We start from the raw sequence: 17,796 nt of genomic DNA on the forward strand, positions 1-17,796 counted from the left end.
TACTCTGGCCGCCGCCCTCGCCGGTAGCCCACGGCAGCATGTCCGCACCACCCTTCGTACACCTCCATCTCCACAGCGAATACTCCCTCGCCGACTCGACCATCCGGGTCGGCGGGCTGGTGGAGCGCTGTGTCGCGCTCGGCCAGCCGGCGGTCGCGCTCACTGACCTGAACAACCTGTTCGCCGCGGTGAAGTTCTACCGCAAGGCCGAGGGCGCCGGGATCAAGCCGATCCTGGGCGCGGACGTGAAACTCGCCGACGGCAACGAGGCCGCCTCGCGCATGACCCTGCTGTGCCGGGACCGCGACGGCTACCTCACGCTCTCGCGGCTGCTCAGCCGGATGTGGCTGGAGGGCCACCGGCACGACGGCGTGGTGCTCCGCCCGGACTGGCTGCGCGCCGACAACAACGGCCTCTTCGCGCTCGCCGGCCCCTCCAGCCTGGCCGGGCGGCTGGCCGCCGGCAGCCGCCCGGAACTGGCCGAAGCCTGGGTCGCGGACTGGCAGCAGGTCTTCGACGAGCGCCTGCACCTGGAGCTGGTGCGCACCGGGCGCGACGGCGAGGCCGCCTTCAACGCCTTCGCCCTGCACGCATCCGGCAAGCGCGGTATTCCCGTGGTCGCCAGCAACGACGTGCGCTTCCTGGACGCGGAAGGCTTCGAGGCCCACGAGGCGCGCGTGTGCATCGCCTCGGGGCGGGTGCTCGATGACCCTCGCCGCCCGAAGGAGTACAGCGCCGAGCAGTACCTGCGCTCGTCGGCGGAGATGGCCGAACGGTTCGCCGACGTGCCGGACGCGATCGACAACACCGTCGCCCTGGCTACCCGCTGCAACGTCGAGATGCAGCTGGGGACCTACTTCCTGCCGGCGTTCCCGGTGCCGGACGACCACACCATCGAATCCTGGCTGCGCTCGCAGTCGCGCGACGGACTGGAACGGCGGCTGCAGGAGAACCCGCTCGCCGAGGGGATGACGCGCGCGGACTACGACGCGCGCCTGGAAGCCGAGCTCGACGTCATCATCTCGATGGGGTTCCCCGGCTACTTCCTCATCGTCGCCGACTTCATCAACTGGGCGAAGGACCACGACATCCCGGTGGGCCCCGGGCGCGGCTCGGGCGCGGGCTCGCTGGTGGCCTGGGCGCTGGGCATCACCGACCTGGACCCGCTGCCCTACGACCTGCTGTTCGAGCGCTTCCTGAACCCGGAACGCGTGTCGATGCCGGACTTCGACATCGACTTCTGCATGGACCGCCGCGACGAGGTGATCGAGTACGTCGCGCGCAAGTACGGCCGCGACCGGGTCAGCCAGATCATCACCTACGGCACCATGGCCGCCAAGGCGGTGGTGCGCGACTGCGGGCGCGTGCTTGGCCACCCCTACGGCTTCGTCGACGGCCTCGCCAAGCTGATCCCCAACACCCTCGGCATCAGCCTGTCCGACGCCATGGGCGAATCGGAGAAGGCCCGCGCCGACAAGGAGCTCGCCTCCTCCGAGCTGATCGCCCGGTACCACGCCGAGGAGGAGGTGCGCGAGCTGATCGACCTGGCCCGCAGCCTCGAGGACCTGACCCGCAACGCCGGCAAGCACGCCGGCGGCGTGGTGATCGCCCCCAGCCCGCTGAGCGACTTCTGCCCGCTGTTCGCCGAAGACGCCGGCGACGGCCGCGGCAAGGGGCCGGTGACCCAGTTCGACAAGGACGACGTGGAGTCCGTCGGCCTGGTGAAGTTCGACTTCCTGGGTTTGCGGACGCTGACGATCATTGATTGGGCGGTGAAGGCGATCAACAAGCGGCTGGCGGCGGAGCCGGCTGAATCCCTTCTCCCGCTCGCGGGAGAAGGGAAGGTTGCGGCGCTCGACATCTCCAAGCTCCCCCTCGACGACGCCGCCACTTACGAGCTGTTCGCCCGCGGCGACACCGTCGCCGTGTTCCAGTTCGAATCCCGCGGCATGCGCGAGCTGCTCAAGCGGGCGATGCCGGACCGGTTCGAGGACCTGATCGCGCTGGTGTCGCTGTACCGGCCGGGCCCGATGGACCTGATCCCGGACTTCATCGAGCGCAAGCACGGGCGGGCCGAGGTGCAGTACCCGCATCCGCTGCTGGAACCGGTGCTGGCGCCGACCTACGGCGTGGTCGTGTACCAGGAGCAGGTCATGCAGACCGCGCAGATCCTGGCCGGCTACTCGCTGGGCGGCGCGGACCTTCTGCGCCGGGCGATGGGCAAGAAGAAGGTCGAGGAGATGGCGCGCGAACGCGCCAAGTTCGAGGCCGGCGCCCTGGAGACCCACGGCATCGAGCCGAAGGTCTCCGGCCCCATCTTCGACCTGCTGGAGAAGTTCGCCGGCTACGGCTTCAACAAGTCGCACGCGGCTGCCTACGCGCTGGTGTCCTACCAGACCGCCTGGCTGAAGGCGCACTACCCGGCCGAGTTCATGGCCGCGGTGCTGTCCTCGGACATGGACAACACCGACAAGGTCACCATGTTCCTGGACGAGTGCCGGGTCATGGGGCTGGAGGTGCTGCCGCCGGACGTGGACGCCTCCAAGTACATGTTCGAGGCGACCGGACCGGGGGTCATCCGCTACGGCCTGGGCGCGATCAAGGGCGTCGGCCACGGCGCCTGCGAGGCGATCGTCGCCGCGCGCCGCGCCGGCCCGTTCGCCGACCTTCTGGACTTCTGCAAACGCGTCGACAGCGCGCGCCTGAACCGCCGGACCCTGGAGCAACTGGTGATGTCCGGCGCGCTCGACCGTCTCGGGAAGAACCGCGCCAGCCTGATGCTGCAGCTGCCCGAGGTGCTGCGCGCCACCGAGCAGATCGCACGCGAACGCGAGGCCGGGCAGGTGTCGCTGTTCGGCGGGGGCGACGATGCCGCGCCGGCGCTCACCCTGGAGCTGCGCGAAACCGACGAGTTCCCGCTCTCCCAGCTGCTCAACGGCGAGCGCGAGACCCTGGGCCACTATCTCAGCGGGCACCCGTTCGACCCCTACCGCGAGGAACTGCTCGGCCTGGTCGGCCACGACCTGGGCGGGCTGGACGCGATCTGGGAGTCGCGGCCGGACTCCGGCCGGGGCGGCTGGCGCCCGGAGGTTGAGACGGTGGTCGCCGGCCAGGTCGTCGGCATGCGCAAGAAGGGCGACAGCCAGGTCTTCGTGCAGCTCGAGGACGGCCGCGGCCGGATCGAGTGCGCCTTCTTCTCCGAGGCGGCGGTGGAGTACGGACCGCTGCTGACCACGGGCCGGATCCTGGTCATCCAGGGCGGCCTGCGCGAGGACACTTTCAGCGGCGGCTTCTCGCTCAAGGCCCAGCGCTGCTGGGACTTCGCACAGGTGTGTGCCGACCACGCACGGCGGCTCTCGCTGCGGCTGGACCTGCGCCGGCCCGGGACCCTGAAGCGCGTGGACGAACTGCTCTCCCGGCACCGTCCGGGCCGGACTCCCCTGCGGCTCGACATCCTGCGCCCCGGGGTCGCCGGCATGCTCGACCTCAACGGCGGCAGCTCGGTGCGCGTGGACACGGAACTGGCCGGGGCGCTGCGGGCCCTGCCCGGCGTACTCGCCGTGAAGGTGGCGCTGGACCGCCCATGGGGCGGCGGGGGCGCGGCGGGCTAGGATCCGACAGCCCCCGCCCCGCACTGCGCGAACCCCTCGACTGCGGGTACCGCCCAACCGCATCCACGTACCGAGACGCCGGCATGCAAGCCACCTGGACCACCATCGGCCTGCTCACCCTGAGCAACGTCTTCATGACCTTCGCCTGGTACGCCCATCTCAAGGAACTGGGCAGCAAGCCGTGGATCGTGGCGGCGCTGATCAGCTGGGGCGTCGCGTTCTTCGAGTACATGCTGCAGGTGCCGGCCAACCGCATCGGCTACCAGGTGATGTCCCTGGGCCAGCTGAAGATCCTGCAGGAGGTCATCACGCTGACCGTCTTCGTTCCCTTCGCCGTGCTCTACATGAAGGAGCCCCTGAAGCTGGACTACCTGTGGGCAGGCTTGTGCATGTTGGGCGCGGTCTACTTCATGTTCCGCGAGAAGCTGGGGGCCTGAGCCGGTCGCGATCCCACCCGCACCCGTGCAAGAATCCCGCGATCCCGCCATCCCGGCCGGTACAACCCAGGAAAGGAGTCCACAGATGACACGCAGCATCGCTTGCCTTGCCGCCCTGCTGGCGTTGGCCTTCTTCGCCCCGGCACACGCGCAGTTCAGCCGGCTCCTTGACTCGGTCAAGAACCAGGTCGAGCGCAAGGCCACCGAGCAGGTGGAGCGGGTCATGGACGGTGAGCCTGCCGCCGCCACGGGGACCGGCCCTGCGCGGCGGCTAGAAGTGGTCGCCTCCTCGGGGTTTGTCCCCGGCAACCTCGTGCTGATGCAGGACGGCTTCGTCGATACTGAGGACGGTGCGATGCCGCGGACCTGGAAGACCAACGGCTCCGGCCAGCTCATCCAGATCAGGCAGGTCCCCGGACGATGGCTGGACCTGCAGGCCAGCGCCATCTACAAGCTCGCCACCCCGATCGACCTTCCGGAACGATTCACGATCGAGTTCGACCTGCTTACCATCGTGGAGAGCATCGACGACCTGTATCCGGTCGAGTTCGGTTTCGCCCACGACGGCAGCGTGGCGGGCAACCGTGAGATCAACAAGGTGGGCCTGCAGTACTACAACAGCGACAAGTTCCTCGTGACCAGCCGGGCGACCGACTACTACCACGAGTCACGCTTCGACCTGCGGGGATACGCGAACCGTCCCATGCCGGTCGCGATCGCGGTCGACGGCGAGCAGATGCAGGTTTACCTGGACGGCAGCAAGGTCAGCGACGCACGGCTGTTCCGTGACAACGCGTCCCGCCACTTCTACCTGGTCGCACCGTCGCGGATGGACCATGGTGCCCGGCTGGCGTTCGGGAACTTCCGCGTTGCCGCGTTCGGCGAGGACCTGGCAGGGCTGGACTGACCCGGCTCGCGTTCGGGGGACGGGATTCCGGACGGCTCGGTATGTCGGGGCCCGTCGGCTAGACTGTCCGACTTGCCCGGCAGCACGCTGCCCCGGAAGCTGGTCCGCATGAACCCCAACTACCTCGACTTCGAACAGCCCATCGCCGACCTGGAGACCAGGATCCAGGAGCTGCGGCAGGCCAGCCAGGGCTCGGCCCTGGACGCCGACCCGGAGATCCAGGCGCTGCGCGACAAGCTGCGCAAGCGCACCGCGCAGATCTTCCGGGACCTGTCGCCCTGGCAGGTCTCGCAGCTGGCCCGGCACCCGGCGCGCCCGCACACGGTCGACTACCTGGACGTGATCTGCGACGAGTTCCAGGAGCTGGCCGGTGACCGCGCCTACCGCGACGACCCGGCCATCGTCGGCGGGCTAGCGCGCATCGACGGCCGGCCGGTGATGGTCATCGGCCACGAGAAGGGCCGCGACACCAAGGCCAAGGTGCGCCGCAACTTCGGCATGCCGCGCCCGGAGGGCTACCGCAAGGCGCTGCGGCTGATGAAGCTGGCCGAGCGCTTCGGCCTGCCGATCCTGACCTTCATCGACACCCCGGGTGCCTACCCGGGCATCGGTGCCGAGGAGCGCGGGCAGTCCGAGGCGATCGCCCGCAACCTGATGGAGATGGCCGAGCTCAAGGTGCCGATCGTGTGCACCGTCATCGGCGAGGGCGGCTCCGGCGGGGCGCTGGCGATCGGCGTGGGCGACTCGACGGTGATGCTGGAGTACAGCACCTATTCGGTGATTTCGCCGGAAGGCTGCGCGTCGATCCTGTGGAAGGACCCGGCCAAGGCAAAGGACGCGGCGGAGCAGCTGGGCCTGACCGCGAAGCGCCTGCACGGCCTGGGACTGGTCGACAAGGTCGTGCGCGAGCCGATCGGTGGTGCCCACCGCAACCCGCGGCAGATGGCGGTCCGGCTCAAGGCCGCGCTGCTGAACGAACTCGCGCGGCTGGAAGCGCTTCCCGGCGACCAGCTGGTGCAGCGCCGTTACGAGCGCCTGCGCGGCTACGGCGCCTACGAGAACACCTGACCGGCCCGGCGCGCCCTACCAGGCGCGCTCGTACTGCACCGGCACCGGCAGTTCCTCCCGGTCCAGCGCGCGCGCCGCGTGCTGGGGGAAGTACGGGTCGCGCAGCATCGCGCGGCCCAGCAGCACCACGTCCGCCCGGCCATCCGCCACCAGCCGCTCCGCCTGCGCGGCGTCCAGCACCAGGCCGACCGCGCCGGTGGCGATGCCCGCCTCGCGGCGGATCCGCTCGGCGAACGGCACCTGGTAGCCCGGACCGACCGGGATCTCCGCTTGGGGCACCAGTCCGCCGCTGGACACGTCCACCAGGTCGATGCCGCAGCCGCGTGCCAAGCGGGCAAGCTCCACGCTGTCCTCCTCGCCCCAACCACCCTCCGCCCAGTCCGTGGCGGAGATGCGCAGCCACACCGGCAACTCGTCGGGCCAGCGCCTGCGCACCGCCTCCATCACCTCGCGCACCAGGCGCATGCGGTTGGCGCGGCTGCCGCCATATTCATCGTCGCGGTGGTTGGCCAGCGGCGACAGGAACTGGTGCAGCAGGTAGCCGTGGGCGGCGTGGATCTCGACCAGCTTGAAGCCCGCCTCCAGCGCCCGGTCGGCGGCCGCGGCGAAATCGTCCACGACCTTCCGGATCCCGGCCGCATCGAGTGCGTTCGGCGTCGCGTGGTCGTCGTCGAAGGGGAGCGGCGACGGCCCGACCGGTGTCCAGCCGCCATCCTCCGGTGGAACCCGGCCGCGGCCCACCCAGGGGACCCGGGTGCTGGCCTTGCGCCCGGCGTGGGCAAGCTGCACCGCCGGCACCGCCCCGCGCGCGTCGATGAAGCGCGTGATCGGCTTCCAGGCGGCGGTGTGGCCGTCCTGCCACAGTCCGGTGTCGGCTGGGGAAATCCTGCCCTCGGGTGACACCGCGCTGGCCTCGGCCATCACCACCGCGGCGCCGCCCACCGCGCGGCTCCCGAGGTGGACCAGGTGCCAGTCGTTGGGGAAGCCGTCGGTCGCCGAGTACTGGCACATCGGGGACAGGACGACTCGGTTGCGCAACTCCAGCGAGCGCTGGCGCAAGGGCGTGAACAGGTGGCTCAAGCGGGGCTCCGGGATGCCAGGGTGGGCTGGGGAGGCTAGGCAGCGGCTGGTGTACGCCCCGTGGGCGACGTGCGGCCGCCGGCCGCGGGCCCTGCCCCGTGGCACCATCGCCGCATGCCGCCGCCCGACCTGAACGACGCCTTCCATGACCTCCCCGACACTCCCCTGCTGGTCGGCTACAGCGGCGGGCTCGACTCCACCGTGTTGCTGCACGCGCTCGCCCTGCTCGCGCCTGGGCGGGTACGGGCCGTGCACGTGAACCATCGCCTGCAGCCGCGTGCGGACGAGTGGGCCGAACATTGCCGCGGCGAGTGCGCCGCCCTCGGCGTCCCGCTGGAAGTGCGCACCGTACGGGTGCAGCCCGCCGGGCAAGGGCTGGAAGCGGCCGCCCGCCAGGTCCGGCACGAAGCCCTGCGAGCCGGGCTCCGGCCCGGCGAGGTACTGGTCCTGGCCCACCATCGCGACGACCAGGCGGAAACCTTCCTGCTGCGAGCCTTGCGTGGCTCGGGCGTGGACGGCCTTGCGTCGATGCGCCGCTGGCGCGAGTACGGTCCCGGGTGGCTGTGGCGCCCGCTGCTCAACACGCCGCGCGCGGCCGTGGAGGCCCATGCACGCACCCACGGACTGCGCTGGGTGGAGGACCCGAGCAACGCCGGCGCGGACTTCGACCGGAACTACCTGCGCAACAGGGTCCTGCCGCTGCTCGCGGCCCGCTGGCCTGATGCGGAGGCTGCGCTCGCCCGGTCGGCGGCGCTGTGCGAAGACGCCTCCGGCCTGCTCCTCGCCCAGGACCGGTCGCTGCTGCGCGGGCTCGAGGCCGGTGCCCCCGACCGCCTGTCGCGCGCGGGTCTGGCAGCGCTGGACCCGGCGGCACGCGCACGGGTGCTCCGCCGGTGGATCGACCAGCTCGGGCTGCCACCACTACCCGCCGGCGGGGTGGCGCGGATCGGCGACGAGCTGCTGCCCGCCCCCGCCGACGCCGTCGCGCGCTACCACTGGCGCGGCGCCGAGGTACACGCCTGGCGCCACCTCCTGCATGCCGGCCGTACTGCCGACCCGCTGCCGCGGGACTGGGAGGCCCACTGGGATGGCGCCGCCCCGTGCCGCCTGCCCAACGGCGGGTGTCTTGAGCTCCTCCCGTCCGCGGACGCGCCGTTGTCGCTGCGGGTACACGCGCGCCGCGGCGGCGAACGGATCCGGCTGCCCGGTCGCGCGCACCGCCACGCCCTCAAGCACGTGCTGCAGGACACCGGGATCCCGCCCTGGGAGCGCGCCCGCATGCCGCTGCTGTCCGCCCCGGACGGCGAGCTGCTCGCCGCCGGCGACGAGGTGCTCTCCGGCCGCTTCGCCGAGTGGCTTGCGGCACGGGGGCGCTCGCTGCAGTGGCACCGCGGGGAGACGGCCGGAACTGCAAGGCCGGCCGATTGACCCTGCCACACCCCGGCCGCACACTTGCAGCCATGTCCGAGAAAGCTCCCCAGGAAACGTCCCCGGTCGCCGATTTCGAGGCCTCGCTCGACGCGCTCGAGCAACTGGTCGGGAAGATGGAGGATGGCGAGATGAGCCTGGAGGAGTCCCTGGCCGCCTACGAGCGCGGCGTGGGCCTGTACCGCCGCTGCCAGACCGCGCTCGAGCAGGCCGAGCTGCGGGTGCGCCTGCTCAGCGACCCGCAGGACCCTTCGAGCGGTGAGGACTTCCCGCCCCTGCACGGCAACGATGCCTGAGCCGCAGCTGGCGGCCTGGCGCGACCGCATCGACGCAGCACTCGAGCACGCCCTCCCCGGCCCCGACGCCTCCCCCCGGCCCCTCCACCGGGCGATGCGCCACGCCGTGCTGCTCGGTGGCAAGCGCATGCGTCCCTTGCTGGTGCACGCCAGCGGCAGCCTGTGCGGTGCCGGTCCGGAGGCGCTGGACGCCGCGGGAGTCGCGATCGAACTGGTGCACGCCTACTCCCTGGTCCACGACGACCTGCCGGCGATGGACGACGACGCCCTGCGCCGCGGGCAGCCGACGGTCCATGTCGCCTACGACGAGGCGACCGCGATCCTGGCCGGCGACGCCCTGCAGTCGCTGGCCTTCGAGGTGCTGGCGGGTGCACCGCTGGATCACGGCACCAGGGTCGAGCTGCTGCGCACCCTCGCCTCCGCGGCCGGGGCGGGCGGGATGTGCGGGGGGCAGGCACTGGACCTGGCCGCGACCGGCGACGGCGGTTCGCTGGACATCGCCGCGCTGGAACACCTCCACGCCCTCAAGACCGGTGCGCTGATCCGCGCCGCCGTGCGCATGGGCGCCCTGTGCGGGCGCGCCGACCACGACGCGCTCGCGGCGCTCGACCGCTATGCCGCCGCGCTGGGGCTGGCGTTCCAGGTTCGCGACGACCTCCTCGATGTCGAGGGCGACAGCCAAGTCCTGGGCAAGACCGCCGGCAAGGACGCGGAGCAGGACAAGGCCACCTTCCCGGCCCTGATCGGGATGGAGGCCTCGCGCGCCCGGCTCGCGGAGCTGGCCGTGGAAATGGAAAAGGCCCTGGCACCGTTCGGTGACAGGGCCCTGGCCTTGCGCCGGCTGGGCGAGATGGCGATCCGGCGGGACCGCTGATCCCTACTTGATCAGCCGCAGCGTCATCGGGTAGCGGTACCGGACGCCCTCGTTCGCCTTGATCGTGGCGATGACCACCACCACCAGCCAGGCAACCCCGAGCGCAAAGGCGACCAGGTAGAACAGGAAGCCGATCAGCACGATCATCAGGATGGTGCCGATGCCGATCAGCACCGCCATCGCGATGGCGACGGTGATGTTGAAGTTGAGCGCTTCCTTCCCCTGGTCGTCCACGAACGGCATGGTGTCCTTCTTCACCAGCCAGATGATCAGTGGGCCGATGATCGCGCCCAGGCCTCCGGTGAACAGCGCGCTGAGCGCGGACAGGTGCGCGAACATCGCCCACTGCCTTTCATGCTCGGCAATGGCGCCGGTGCCGGCGTCGGCCATGGGTTCGTACGGCGACGCTCCGCCGTGGTCGTCGTGATCGGTCTGGTTCATTGGTCCCTCCCCTCGTGGCTGCGACTGTCGGCGGTTGCGCGGCGTCCGTCAACCCTTCGCATTACGCAGCCCTCAGCCGTCGCCGGCCACCGTCATCCGCCCCACCAGGATGGAACCGGTCCGCAGGTGCGAGCGGGGATCGACGTCACTGCCCACGGCCTCGATGCCGGCGAACATCTGCTTGAGGTTGCCGGCGATGGTGAAGCCGTCGACCGGGTGGCTGATACGGCCGTCCTCGATCCAGAACCCGGCCGCGCCGCGCGAGTAGTCGCCGGTGATCGCGTTCACGCCCTGCCCCATCAACTCGGTCACCAGCACCCCGCGGCCCATGCCGGCGATGATCGAGGCCTGGTCGCCGGCGTTGCTGGCGACCTGCAGGTTGTGCACGCCGCCGGAGTTGGCGGTGGTCTGCAGGCCGAGCCGGCGCGCGGAGTAGCTGCCGAGGATGTAGCGCTGCAGCACGCCCGCCTCCACCAGCGGCGACTCGCGGGTGGCGACGCCCTCGGCGTCGAACGAGGCGGAGCGGAAGCCTCGCGGCAGGAACGGCAGCTCGTGGATCGAGAACCAGTCGGGGAACAGCTTCGTCCCCGCGCTGTCGAGCAGGAAGCTGGCCTGGCGGTACAGCGCGCCACCCGACACGGCACCGATCAGGTGCCCGAGCAGGGAGCGGGCGACCTCGGCCGAGAACAGCACCGGGTACTCGCCCGTGGCTGCCTTGCGTGGCTGCAGGCGCGACAGCGCGCGCTCCGCCGCACGGCGCCCGACCTGGGCCGCGGCTTCCAGGTCCTCCGCCGCCACGCCGATCGTGTACCAGCCGTCGCGCTGCATCTCCGCGCCGCGCCCGGCGATCAGCGCGCAGCCCAGGCTGTGCCGGGTGTCGCGCTCGCGGCCGACGAAGCCATGGGAGTTCGCGTAGACCGACAGGCTGCCGCCGCTGCCGACGGACGCGCCGTCTGAGTTTTCCAGCCGGGGATCGGCATCGCGCCCGGCCTGCTCGCAGGCCAGCGCCAGCTCGATCGCCTGCTCGGGTTCCAGCGCCCAGGGATGCCAGGCGTCGAACTCGCGCAGGTCGGTCGCCATCAGCTCCGGCTCCGCCAGTCCCGCGGCGGGATCGTGCTCGGTGTGCCGCGCGATCGCGACCGCCTGCTCGACTGTCGCGGCCAGGCTTTCCTCGCGCAGGTCGGCGGTGGAGGCGCTTCCGCGGCGGCCGCCGAAGTAGACCGTCAGTGCGATGCCGCGGTCGCGGTTGGACTCCAGCGTCTCCACCTCGCCCATGCGCACGCCGACGTTGAGCCCGGTCTCCTCCGAGCAGGAGACCTCGGCCTGGTCGGCCCCGGCCGCGCGCGCGCGCTCGAGCAGGCGCGCGGCGATGTCGGCAAGGTGGTCGAGCCGCGCCTGGCTGTCGTCGCCAGTGGCCGCTTCGTGGACGGGGTTCTCCCGGGTGAGCTCGTTCAATGTCTTATCCTTGCAGGCTGTTTGGATCAGGCGGGCGCGCATGCGCGCGGCGCCGTCGAGAATGGGAAGGTCCCGATGCGTGGCATTGACGAGGAAACCGGCGAATTCCGCGGCCCCAGCCGCAACCAGCGCCGCCGCGAGGCACTGGGCGTGCTCGAACTGGGCGAGCAGCTGGCGGGGCTGACCGATGCCGAGCTGGCCCGGCTGCCGGTGCCGGAGGACCTGCTGCCGCACATCACCGCGGCCCGCGCGATCACCTCCCACATCGCCCGCAAGCGCCAGCTCGCCTTCCTGGCCAAGCAGATGCGGCGCGAGGACGAGGAAGTCCTGGACGCGCTGCGCGATGCGCTGGACCAGAGCGGCGAGCGTGCCCGCCGCGAGACCGCGGTACTGCACCGGGCGGAGGCGTGGCGCGAGCGGCTGATCGACGAGGGCGATGCCGCCCTGGCCGAGCTGCTGGCCGCGCACCCGGAGACCGACCGCCAGGCGCTACGGCAGCTGGTGCGGAACGCTGCCACCGAGCGCGCGAAGGGTAAGCCGCCGAAGGCGCAGCGGGAGTTGTTCCGGGCGGTGCGGGACCTGTTGACCGCCGAGGAGTGAAACCCCCTCTCCCGCTTGCGGGGTGAGGGGATGCGCTTGCGAGCCACTGGCTCGCGCATCCCGGAACGCCCTCGCGCCCTCGCGAGGGCCGGGGTGCGTAGCAGGGTTGGGGTGAGGGGAGCTTTTGCTTTCTCGCAAAGAGCTACCCTCATCCGCCCTTCGGGCACCTTCTCCCGCAAGCGGGAGAAGGGGGAATCGGGGCTCACGGCCTCGTCCCGCCGACGGTGATCCCGTCGACCAGCAGCGACGGCTGCCCCACCCCCACCGGCACGCTCTGGCCGTCCTTGCCGCAGACGCCCACGCCTTCGTCCAGTGCAAGGTCGTTGCCGACCATCCGCACTTTCTGCATGGTCTCCGGGCCATTGCCGATCAGCGTCGCGCCCTTGACCGGGGCGGTGACCTTCCCGTCCTCGATCAGGTAGGCCTCGGTGGCCGAGAACACGTACTTGCCGCTGGTGATGTCGACCTGGCCGCCGCCGAAGTTGACCGCGTACAGGCCCTTCTTCACCGAGCGGATCATTTCCTGCGGGTCGTGCTGCCCGGCCAGCATGTAGGTGTTGGTCATGCGCGGCATGACCAGGTGGGCGAAGGACTCGCGGCGGCCGTTGCCGGTGGGCGCCATGCCCATCAGGCGGGCGTTGAGGCTGTCCTGCATGTAGCCCACCAGCACCCCGTCCTCGATCAGGGTGGTGCACTGGGTGGGTTGGCCCTCGTCGTCGATGTTGAGCGAGCCGCGGCGCCCCGGCAGGGTGCCGTCATCGACGATCGTGACCCCCGGCGCGGCCACCCGCTCGCCGATGCGCCCGGCGTAGGTCGAGGTGCCCTTGCGGTTGAAGTCGCCCTCCAGCCCGTGGCCGACCGCCTCGTGCAGCAGCACGCCTGGCCAGCCGCTGCCCAGCACGACGGGCATCACCCCGGCCGGCGCGTCGACCGCCTCCAGGTTCACCAGCGCCTGCCGGAGTGCCTCGCGCGCCCAGGCTTCGGGCTTGCCGCCGCCGAGCAGTTCGTCGTAGCCATGGCGCCCGCCGCCGCCGGTGTAGCCGGACTCGCGGCGCCCGTCCTGCTCGACGATCACCTGGACGTTGAAGCGGACCAGCGGGCGCACGTCGGCGCCCAGGACACCGTCGCTGCGCGCCACCAGGATGGTGTCCACGCCGCCCGACAGGCTGACCACCACCTGCTTCACCCGCGGATCGGCGGCGCGCAGCATGCGGTCGATCCGGCGCAGGGCCTCGACCTTGTCCTCGTTGGCCATCGCGTCGATGGGGTCCTGCGGCACGTACAGGCTCCGGCCGGCCCCGCGGACCAGCGCGTGCGGGGCGACCGTGCCGCCGGCGCGGGCAATGGCGCGCGCGGAGGTGGAGGCCTCGATCAGCGCCTGGGCATTGATCTCGTCGGAATAGGCGAACCCGGTCTTCTCGCCGCTGATCGCACGCACACCCACGCCCTGCTCGATGGAGTGGGCGCCATCGCGGACGATCCCGTCCTCCACCGTCCAGCTCTCGCGCCGGGCGTGCTGGAAATACAGGTCGCCGAAGTCGATCCCGGGGCCGAGCAGGCTGCCGAAGGCACGCTCCAGGCCGGCGGTGTCGAGGCCTGCGGGTTGCAGGAGGCGGGACTGGGCTAGCTGCAGCGGAAGGGTCATCAGGTGTTCCGGAAAGGCAATACCCGACGATATGCGGGCGCGCTCCCGTGCTTCAACCGCCCGTGGGCCCGCCGTCCGGTTCGGGCGCCTGCACTTCCTCATCGGCCTGGATGACCTCCACCTCCGGGTCCGACCACGGGCCGGTGACGCGGTAGGTGCGGGCGCCGATCTGGCCCATGGGTTTTTGCAGCACGGCGTTGGCAGCCGCACCGATCGCGGCGCCGACCGGTCCGCCGGCGATCGCCCCGGCGACGGTGAGCAGGTTGCCGGTGCTGGGCAGCACCTCGATGGTCTGGTCGTAGCGCTCCGCGCGCAGGTCGGCCGTGCCGCGGATGTGGATGTCGGCGGCGGGGCCGGTGATGTCCAGGTCGTCCGTGCTCGCGACGCCGTCCCCGAACCGGATCGTGCCGCCGGCCTCGTTGAAGGCAAGGCCGCGGTTGAAGAAGTCACGGAAATCGAGGGTCAGCCTGCGCGGCAACTCGGCCACGCTCAGCAGCCCGAGCACGCGCCCGGCGCCGGGCTCGACCTCCAGCAGCTGTCCGTCGCGCACGTCGAGCACCAGTTCGCCGCGGGCGTGCGCGGCGTCGAACGCGGCCGGCGTGCCCTGCCACTCCGCGCGCAGGGACATCCCGCCGGTGCCACCGGACAGCCGCCCGGTCAGCGAAGTGCCGGCGAGCAGGCCACCCAGGTCGGTGGACGTGACGCTGGCGCGCAGGCGGGTGCGTGCCTCCGGGCCGCGGCCCACCCAGCTGCCGTCGATGTCGATGCTGTGCGCTGGCCCCTGCGCGGAGAGTTCCTCCACCTGCAGGCCGGCGGGAGTGGGCCGGGTCTGCAGTCGTGCCTGTCCCAGCCGCGCGCCGGCCACGCGCAGGTCCTCGACGACGATCACCAGCGGCGGGATGGCCGAAGGGTCCAGCGCCTCGCCGGGGGCATCGCCTCCGCCGGCGGCAACCCCGCCGGCCTGGGCGGCCGCAGGCGCTCCGGGCCGCTGCGTGGCCGCGCCCCGCCCGGCCGCGGCAGCGGGCTCGGGCCTCGTCCACCAGGCCCGTTGGAAGCGTCCAGCGATCGCCGCGCCCTCACTGGCCGGGATCCGCAGCTCGCCCTCCAGTTCCGGCCCCTCGGCCCGCACCCGCATCGCGCCGCGGGAACCGGGGAGGACCAGCAGGCGGGTGTCGGCGAAGCGGCCGCCGAGCAGGTGCAGCGCGTCCGCGTGCACGTCGATCCGGCCCAGCCCGGGGCCGCCATCGCCCCCGCCGGCTCCGCCCACCATGCCGACCCATTCCAGCGCATCCAGCGTGCCGGTGCTGCCACCGACCACCAGCCCGCGCGGCGGGGGCGCATCGACCCGCGACGAGCCCAGTGCGATCCGCACGCCCGTGTCGTCGCCCCGCGTGCGTGCGCGAAGTGCCATGCGCGTGCCCAGGGTGACGGCGACCTCGCCGTCCCCGAGCGGCAGCGGCACGTAGATGCTGACCGGCAACGGAGCCTGCGCCGCCTTCTGCAACGGTCGCGGCAACTCCAGCGCGGTCCCGACCAGGTCCGACTGCAGCCGCAGCCGCGGGCGTGCGCGGCCGCCACCGGCCGGACGCGCCACCTCTACGACGGCGGTCCACTGCGAACTCCCGGCCACGTGCGGGCGCAGCCACTCCAGTGCGTCGGCCTGGTCCAGCAGCGTGCGTGCATCCACCCGTGCGTGCAGCGCACCCTCGAACAGGTTGCCGGCATCGCGAACGTGGCCCTCGCCGGCGCGCAGCGTGAGCCGGCCCGGCCGGCCTTCATGCAGCGCATCCAGGTCCTCGGCGACGAACCCCTCCTGGTCATACCGGGCGCGGCCGCGGACCTGGTCAAGCGCAAGCCCGAACCTCGGGGCGGACAGCCGCGCGCCCTCCAGCTCCACCGAGCCGCCGATCCGCAGCGGCGCGCTGCCCTGTGGCAGGCGCAACCGGAAGTCGACCGCGGCCGGACCGCGGCCGGCGAGGTTGTCGAACACCTCCGGCTGGTCGGCGCGCAGCGGGCTCTGGCCGAGCAGGCGCAGCAGATCCTCGACGTCGCCGTTGCCGGAGGCATCGACTTCGAGCGTGCCACCCTCGTATCCGTCCATGGCGGCGCGGATCCGCCCGGCCTCGACACCGGCCACGCTGCCGCTGCCGCGGATGTCGAACCCGTCGCCGATGAAGGCCAGCTCCGCCTCCACCCCTTCGGCCGCCGGCCAGTCCGGCTGGAACCGCACGACGCCGTCTTCGATCCGTCCACGCGCCTCGAACCGGCCCTCCGCGGCGGTGAAGGGCCAGTCGTCCAGGTCGCCTGTGACCACCGCGCGACCGTCGACCAGCGTGCCGCCCACCAGGGCGGTGTCCAGCCACTGCTGCAGCGTCGAGGGCATCAGGTGGCGGACGAGGAATCCGCGCGCGACCGGCAGGGCCGTCGGGTCGATGTCCGCGGCGATGTCGATCCACGGACGGCCGCCACCGCGTTCCCAACGCAGCCGACCGCGCGCGTCGAGCCCGAAGTCCTGCCCCTGCACCCGCAGCCCGCCGGTACCCACCGACCAGCCGTCGCCGTCGCGCCAGCCGCTGACCGTCCCGTCCAGGGTGACGGCGTGCACCACGCCGAAGCCGGACGGCCAGTCGAATTCCAGCGAGCGGCCCGCATCCAGCTCCAGCGCAATCCCACCGCCATCGCCGCTGAGCGTGCCGGCCAGGCCGCGCAGTCCCGGCCGGTCGCCCACCGGGTCGAAGCCCAGGCCCTCCACCCCGGCACGGGCGCGGATCCGCCCGTCCGGGGCGGCGGCCAGTTCCACGTCGCGCAGCGTGGCGCGGGGCGCGGCCGCGGCGAGCCACTGGCGCACTCCGGGTGCAAGCCGGCTGCTCAGCGCCGCGACCTGCAGCAGGGGCGCCACCTCGCCCCGGCCGGCCACCGCGCCGGGGCGGTCACCGCCGGCCACCAGCACGCCGTCATAGTCATGCCGCCGTCCGGCGTGCTCCAGTCCCAGCCGCGGGGCCTCCAGGCGCCAGCCGCCCGCCTCGCGCCGCCAGCGGACCAGCCCCTCCACGGTCCCCAGTTCGACCCCCGGCACCAGTCCGTCGGTGGCCCGCAGCCGGACCTGCTCCAGGTCGGCATCCACCACCACCTCGGACACCCGTTTGCCGGTGATGCCGGCATGGATCCGGGCACTGCCGGTGCCTTCGGCCAACTGCACGCCAGCGAAGACCAGCAGGGGCGCCCAGGGACCCGCCTCGACCTGCGAGGCCGAGATCCAGGCCCTGCCGTCGCCGCTGCCACGCTCCAGGTGCAACGTGGCGTCGATCGGCGTGGCAGCGCCGCCATCCGAGCCAGGTGTCTGCGGCCAGGCGCGAAGCCCCGCGCGCACCAGCCCGTCATCGACACGCAAGCGCAGGTCCACCTGCGGCACCGAGGCATTCAGGCCACTCGCCGCCGAAACCACGCGCAGGCGGCCGTCCACGACCTGCAGTTCGCCGAGCCCCTCCAGCGCCGCGAACGGGTCACCACCCCCGCCGCGCGGGCCGGGGAGCCCGCGAACCTGCCAGCGCCCGTCGCCGCCGCGCTCCAGCACGAGGTCCAGCCCGCGCAGGCGCAGTTCCGACAGCGGCACGCCAGGCAACAGGCCCGCGTAGATCGACACCAGCATCTCGGCATCGCCGATGGTGAAGGCCTCGTCACCCTCGCCGACCCGCAGCCCCTGCAACTGCAGCAGTGGCCCCCGCCGCGTCCATTCCGTCGCGACCGCGTCGAAGCTGATCGTCCGTCCGGCCCGCGCACTCAGCCAGGCCGCCACCCGGTCGGGGTTCTGCTCGGCCAGCGGCAGGACCTGGCTCGCCGTGCCCAGCACCAGCGCGAGCAGCACCAGGCCCACGGCGACCGTGTAGGCGGCTCCGCGGCGCACCCGCCGCAGGCGGCGGCGGAAGACGGTCGGCATCAGCCGGCCCCGCTCCC

Annotated in this window: 13 protein-coding genes; 8 read left to right on the forward strand and 5 right to left on the reverse strand. The window is 72.2% G+C overall.

Annotated elements, in window-relative coordinates; translation table 11 throughout:
- The first annotated feature begins 38 nt into the window (after positions 1-38).
- The 4 genes from dnaE to G545_RS0103035 all read left to right on the forward strand — a co-directional run bounded on the left by dnaE (position 39) and on the right by G545_RS0103035 (position 6,023).
- Positions 39-3,611 carry a DNA polymerase III subunit alpha gene (gene dnaE / locus G545_RS0103020; RefSeq protein WP_027069095.1) on the forward strand — a complete coding sequence of 1,191 codons (3,573 nt, stop codon included), beginning with the start codon at positions 39-41 and terminating at the stop codon, positions 3,609-3,611.
- Positions 3,612-3,694: 83 nt separating this feature from the next.
- The gene (locus G545_RS0103025) at positions 3,695-4,048 is read left to right on the forward strand and encodes a DMT family protein (RefSeq protein WP_027069096.1); all 354 of its coding nucleotides are present in this window, start codon (positions 3,695-3,697) and stop codon (positions 4,046-4,048) included.
- Positions 4,049-4,133: 85 nt separating this feature from the next.
- Positions 4,134-4,955 carry a hypothetical protein gene (locus G545_RS0103030; RefSeq protein ID WP_027069097.1) on the forward strand — a complete coding sequence of 274 codons (822 nt, stop codon included), beginning with the start codon at positions 4,134-4,136 and terminating at the stop codon, positions 4,953-4,955.
- Positions 4,956-5,063: 108 nt separating this feature from the next.
- Positions 5,064-6,023 (forward strand): acetyl-CoA carboxylase carboxyltransferase subunit alpha, encoded by a 960-nt coding sequence (locus G545_RS0103035; RefSeq protein ID WP_027069098.1) that lies wholly within the window; start codon positions 5,064-5,066, stop codon positions 6,021-6,023.
- 15 nt (positions 6,024-6,038) lie between these two features.
- Here G545_RS0103035 and G545_RS0103040 read toward each other — a convergent pair whose 3' ends face one another.
- Complete coding sequence (locus tag G545_RS0103040) at positions 6,039-7,103, reverse strand: NADH:flavin oxidoreductase/NADH oxidase (protein WP_027069099.1); 1,065 nt, start codon at positions 7,101-7,103, stop codon at positions 6,039-6,041.
- A 114-nt stretch (positions 7,104-7,217) separates the two neighbouring features.
- On the opposite strand from G545_RS0103040, the gene tilS reads away from it, so the two are divergent.
- From tilS to G545_RS0103055, 3 genes are read left to right on the forward strand one after another with little or no spacing between them, the layout of a single operon-like run.
- The gene (gene tilS / locus G545_RS13340; RefSeq protein WP_052347250.1) at positions 7,218-8,531 is read left to right on the forward strand and encodes a tRNA lysidine(34) synthetase TilS; all 1,314 of its coding nucleotides are present in this window, start codon (positions 7,218-7,220) and stop codon (positions 8,529-8,531) included.
- Between the two features lie 32 nt (positions 8,532-8,563).
- Positions 8,564-8,827, forward strand: coding sequence for an exodeoxyribonuclease VII small subunit (locus tag G545_RS0103050; protein WP_027069100.1), 264 nt, complete (start codon positions 8,564-8,566; stop codon positions 8,825-8,827).
- Complete coding sequence (locus G545_RS0103055) at positions 8,820-9,701, forward strand: polyprenyl synthetase family protein (RefSeq protein ID WP_027069101.1); 882 nt, start codon at positions 8,820-8,822, stop codon at positions 9,699-9,701. Before G545_RS0103050 ends, G545_RS0103055 begins: the two co-directional genes overlap by 8 nt.
- A gap of 3 nt (positions 9,702-9,704) precedes the next feature.
- Here the strand turns inward: G545_RS0103055 and G545_RS0103060 are convergent, their stop codons facing one another.
- On the reverse strand, positions 9,705-10,091 hold the full coding sequence (locus G545_RS0103060) for a DUF4870 domain-containing protein (RefSeq protein WP_052106833.1): 387 nt from the start codon (positions 10,089-10,091) through the stop codon (positions 9,705-9,707).
- 123 nt (positions 10,092-10,214) lie between these two features.
- Entirely contained in the window at positions 10,215-11,597 is a 1,383-nt protein-coding gene (gene pmbA / locus G545_RS0103065; RefSeq protein ID WP_027069103.1) for a metalloprotease PmbA, read from the reverse strand.
- A gap of 75 nt (positions 11,598-11,672) precedes the next feature.
- Between pmbA and yjgA the strand changes: the two genes are divergently transcribed.
- Positions 11,673-12,197 carry a ribosome biogenesis factor YjgA gene (yjgA, locus tag G545_RS13345; RefSeq protein ID WP_052106832.1) on the forward strand — a complete coding sequence of 175 codons (525 nt, stop codon included), beginning with the start codon at positions 11,673-11,675 and terminating at the stop codon, positions 12,195-12,197.
- Between the two features lie 202 nt (positions 12,198-12,399).
- On the opposite strand, the gene tldD is transcribed toward yjgA, so the two are convergent.
- Together tldD and G545_RS0103080 are read right to left on the reverse strand one after the other, a co-directional pair.
- A complete protein-coding gene (gene tldD / locus G545_RS0103075; RefSeq protein ID WP_036137673.1) occupies positions 12,400-13,842 on the reverse strand; it encodes a metalloprotease TldD in 1,443 nt (480 codons plus the stop codon).
- A gap of 52 nt (positions 13,843-13,894) precedes the next feature.
- Positions 13,895-17,779, reverse strand: coding sequence for a YhdP family protein (locus G545_RS0103080; RefSeq protein ID WP_027069105.1), 3,885 nt, complete (start codon positions 17,777-17,779; stop codon positions 13,895-13,897).
- Between the last annotated feature and the right edge of the window lie 17 nt (positions 17,780-17,796).

This window comes from Lysobacter defluvii IMMIB APB-9 = DSM 18482 (genome assembly GCF_000423325.1).
GTDB lineage: Bacteria > Pseudomonadota > Gammaproteobacteria > Xanthomonadales > Xanthomonadaceae > Novilysobacter > Novilysobacter defluvii.

Bases quoted from the DNA above. Each gene is read 5' to 3' on its own strand.
- G545_RS0103080 (WP_027069105.1), bottom strand. From the start codon at position 17,779: ATGCCGACCGTCTTCCGCCGCCGCCTGCGGCGGGTGCGCCGCGGAGCC.
- G545_RS0103060 (WP_052106833.1), bottom strand. From the start codon at position 10,091: ATGGCCGACGCCGGCACCGGCGCCATTGCCGAGCATGAAAGGCAGTGG.
- tldD (WP_036137673.1), bottom strand. From the start codon at position 13,842: ATGACCCTTCCGCTGCAGCTAGCCCAGTCCCGCCTCCTGCAACCCGCA.
- G545_RS0103050 (WP_027069100.1), top strand. From the start codon at position 8,564: ATGTCCGAGAAAGCTCCCCAGGAAACGTCCCCGGTCGCCGATTTCGAG.
- dnaE (WP_027069095.1), top strand. From the start codon at position 39: ATGTCCGCACCACCCTTCGTACACCTCCATCTCCACAGCGAATACTCC.
- yjgA (WP_052106832.1), top strand. From the start codon at position 11,673: ATGCGTGGCATTGACGAGGAAACCGGCGAATTCCGCGGCCCCAGCCGC.
- tilS (WP_052347250.1), top strand. From the start codon at position 7,218: ATGCCGCCGCCCGACCTGAACGACGCCTTCCATGACCTCCCCGACACT.
- G545_RS0103055 (WP_027069101.1), top strand. From the start codon at position 8,820: ATGCCTGAGCCGCAGCTGGCGGCCTGGCGCGACCGCATCGACGCAGCA.
- G545_RS0103035 (WP_027069098.1), top strand. From the start codon at position 5,064: ATGAACCCCAACTACCTCGACTTCGAACAGCCCATCGCCGACCTGGAG.
- G545_RS0103025 (WP_027069096.1), top strand. From the start codon at position 3,695: ATGCAAGCCACCTGGACCACCATCGGCCTGCTCACCCTGAGCAACGTC.
- G545_RS0103030 (WP_027069097.1), top strand. From the start codon at position 4,134: ATGACACGCAGCATCGCTTGCCTTGCCGCCCTGCTGGCGTTGGCCTTC.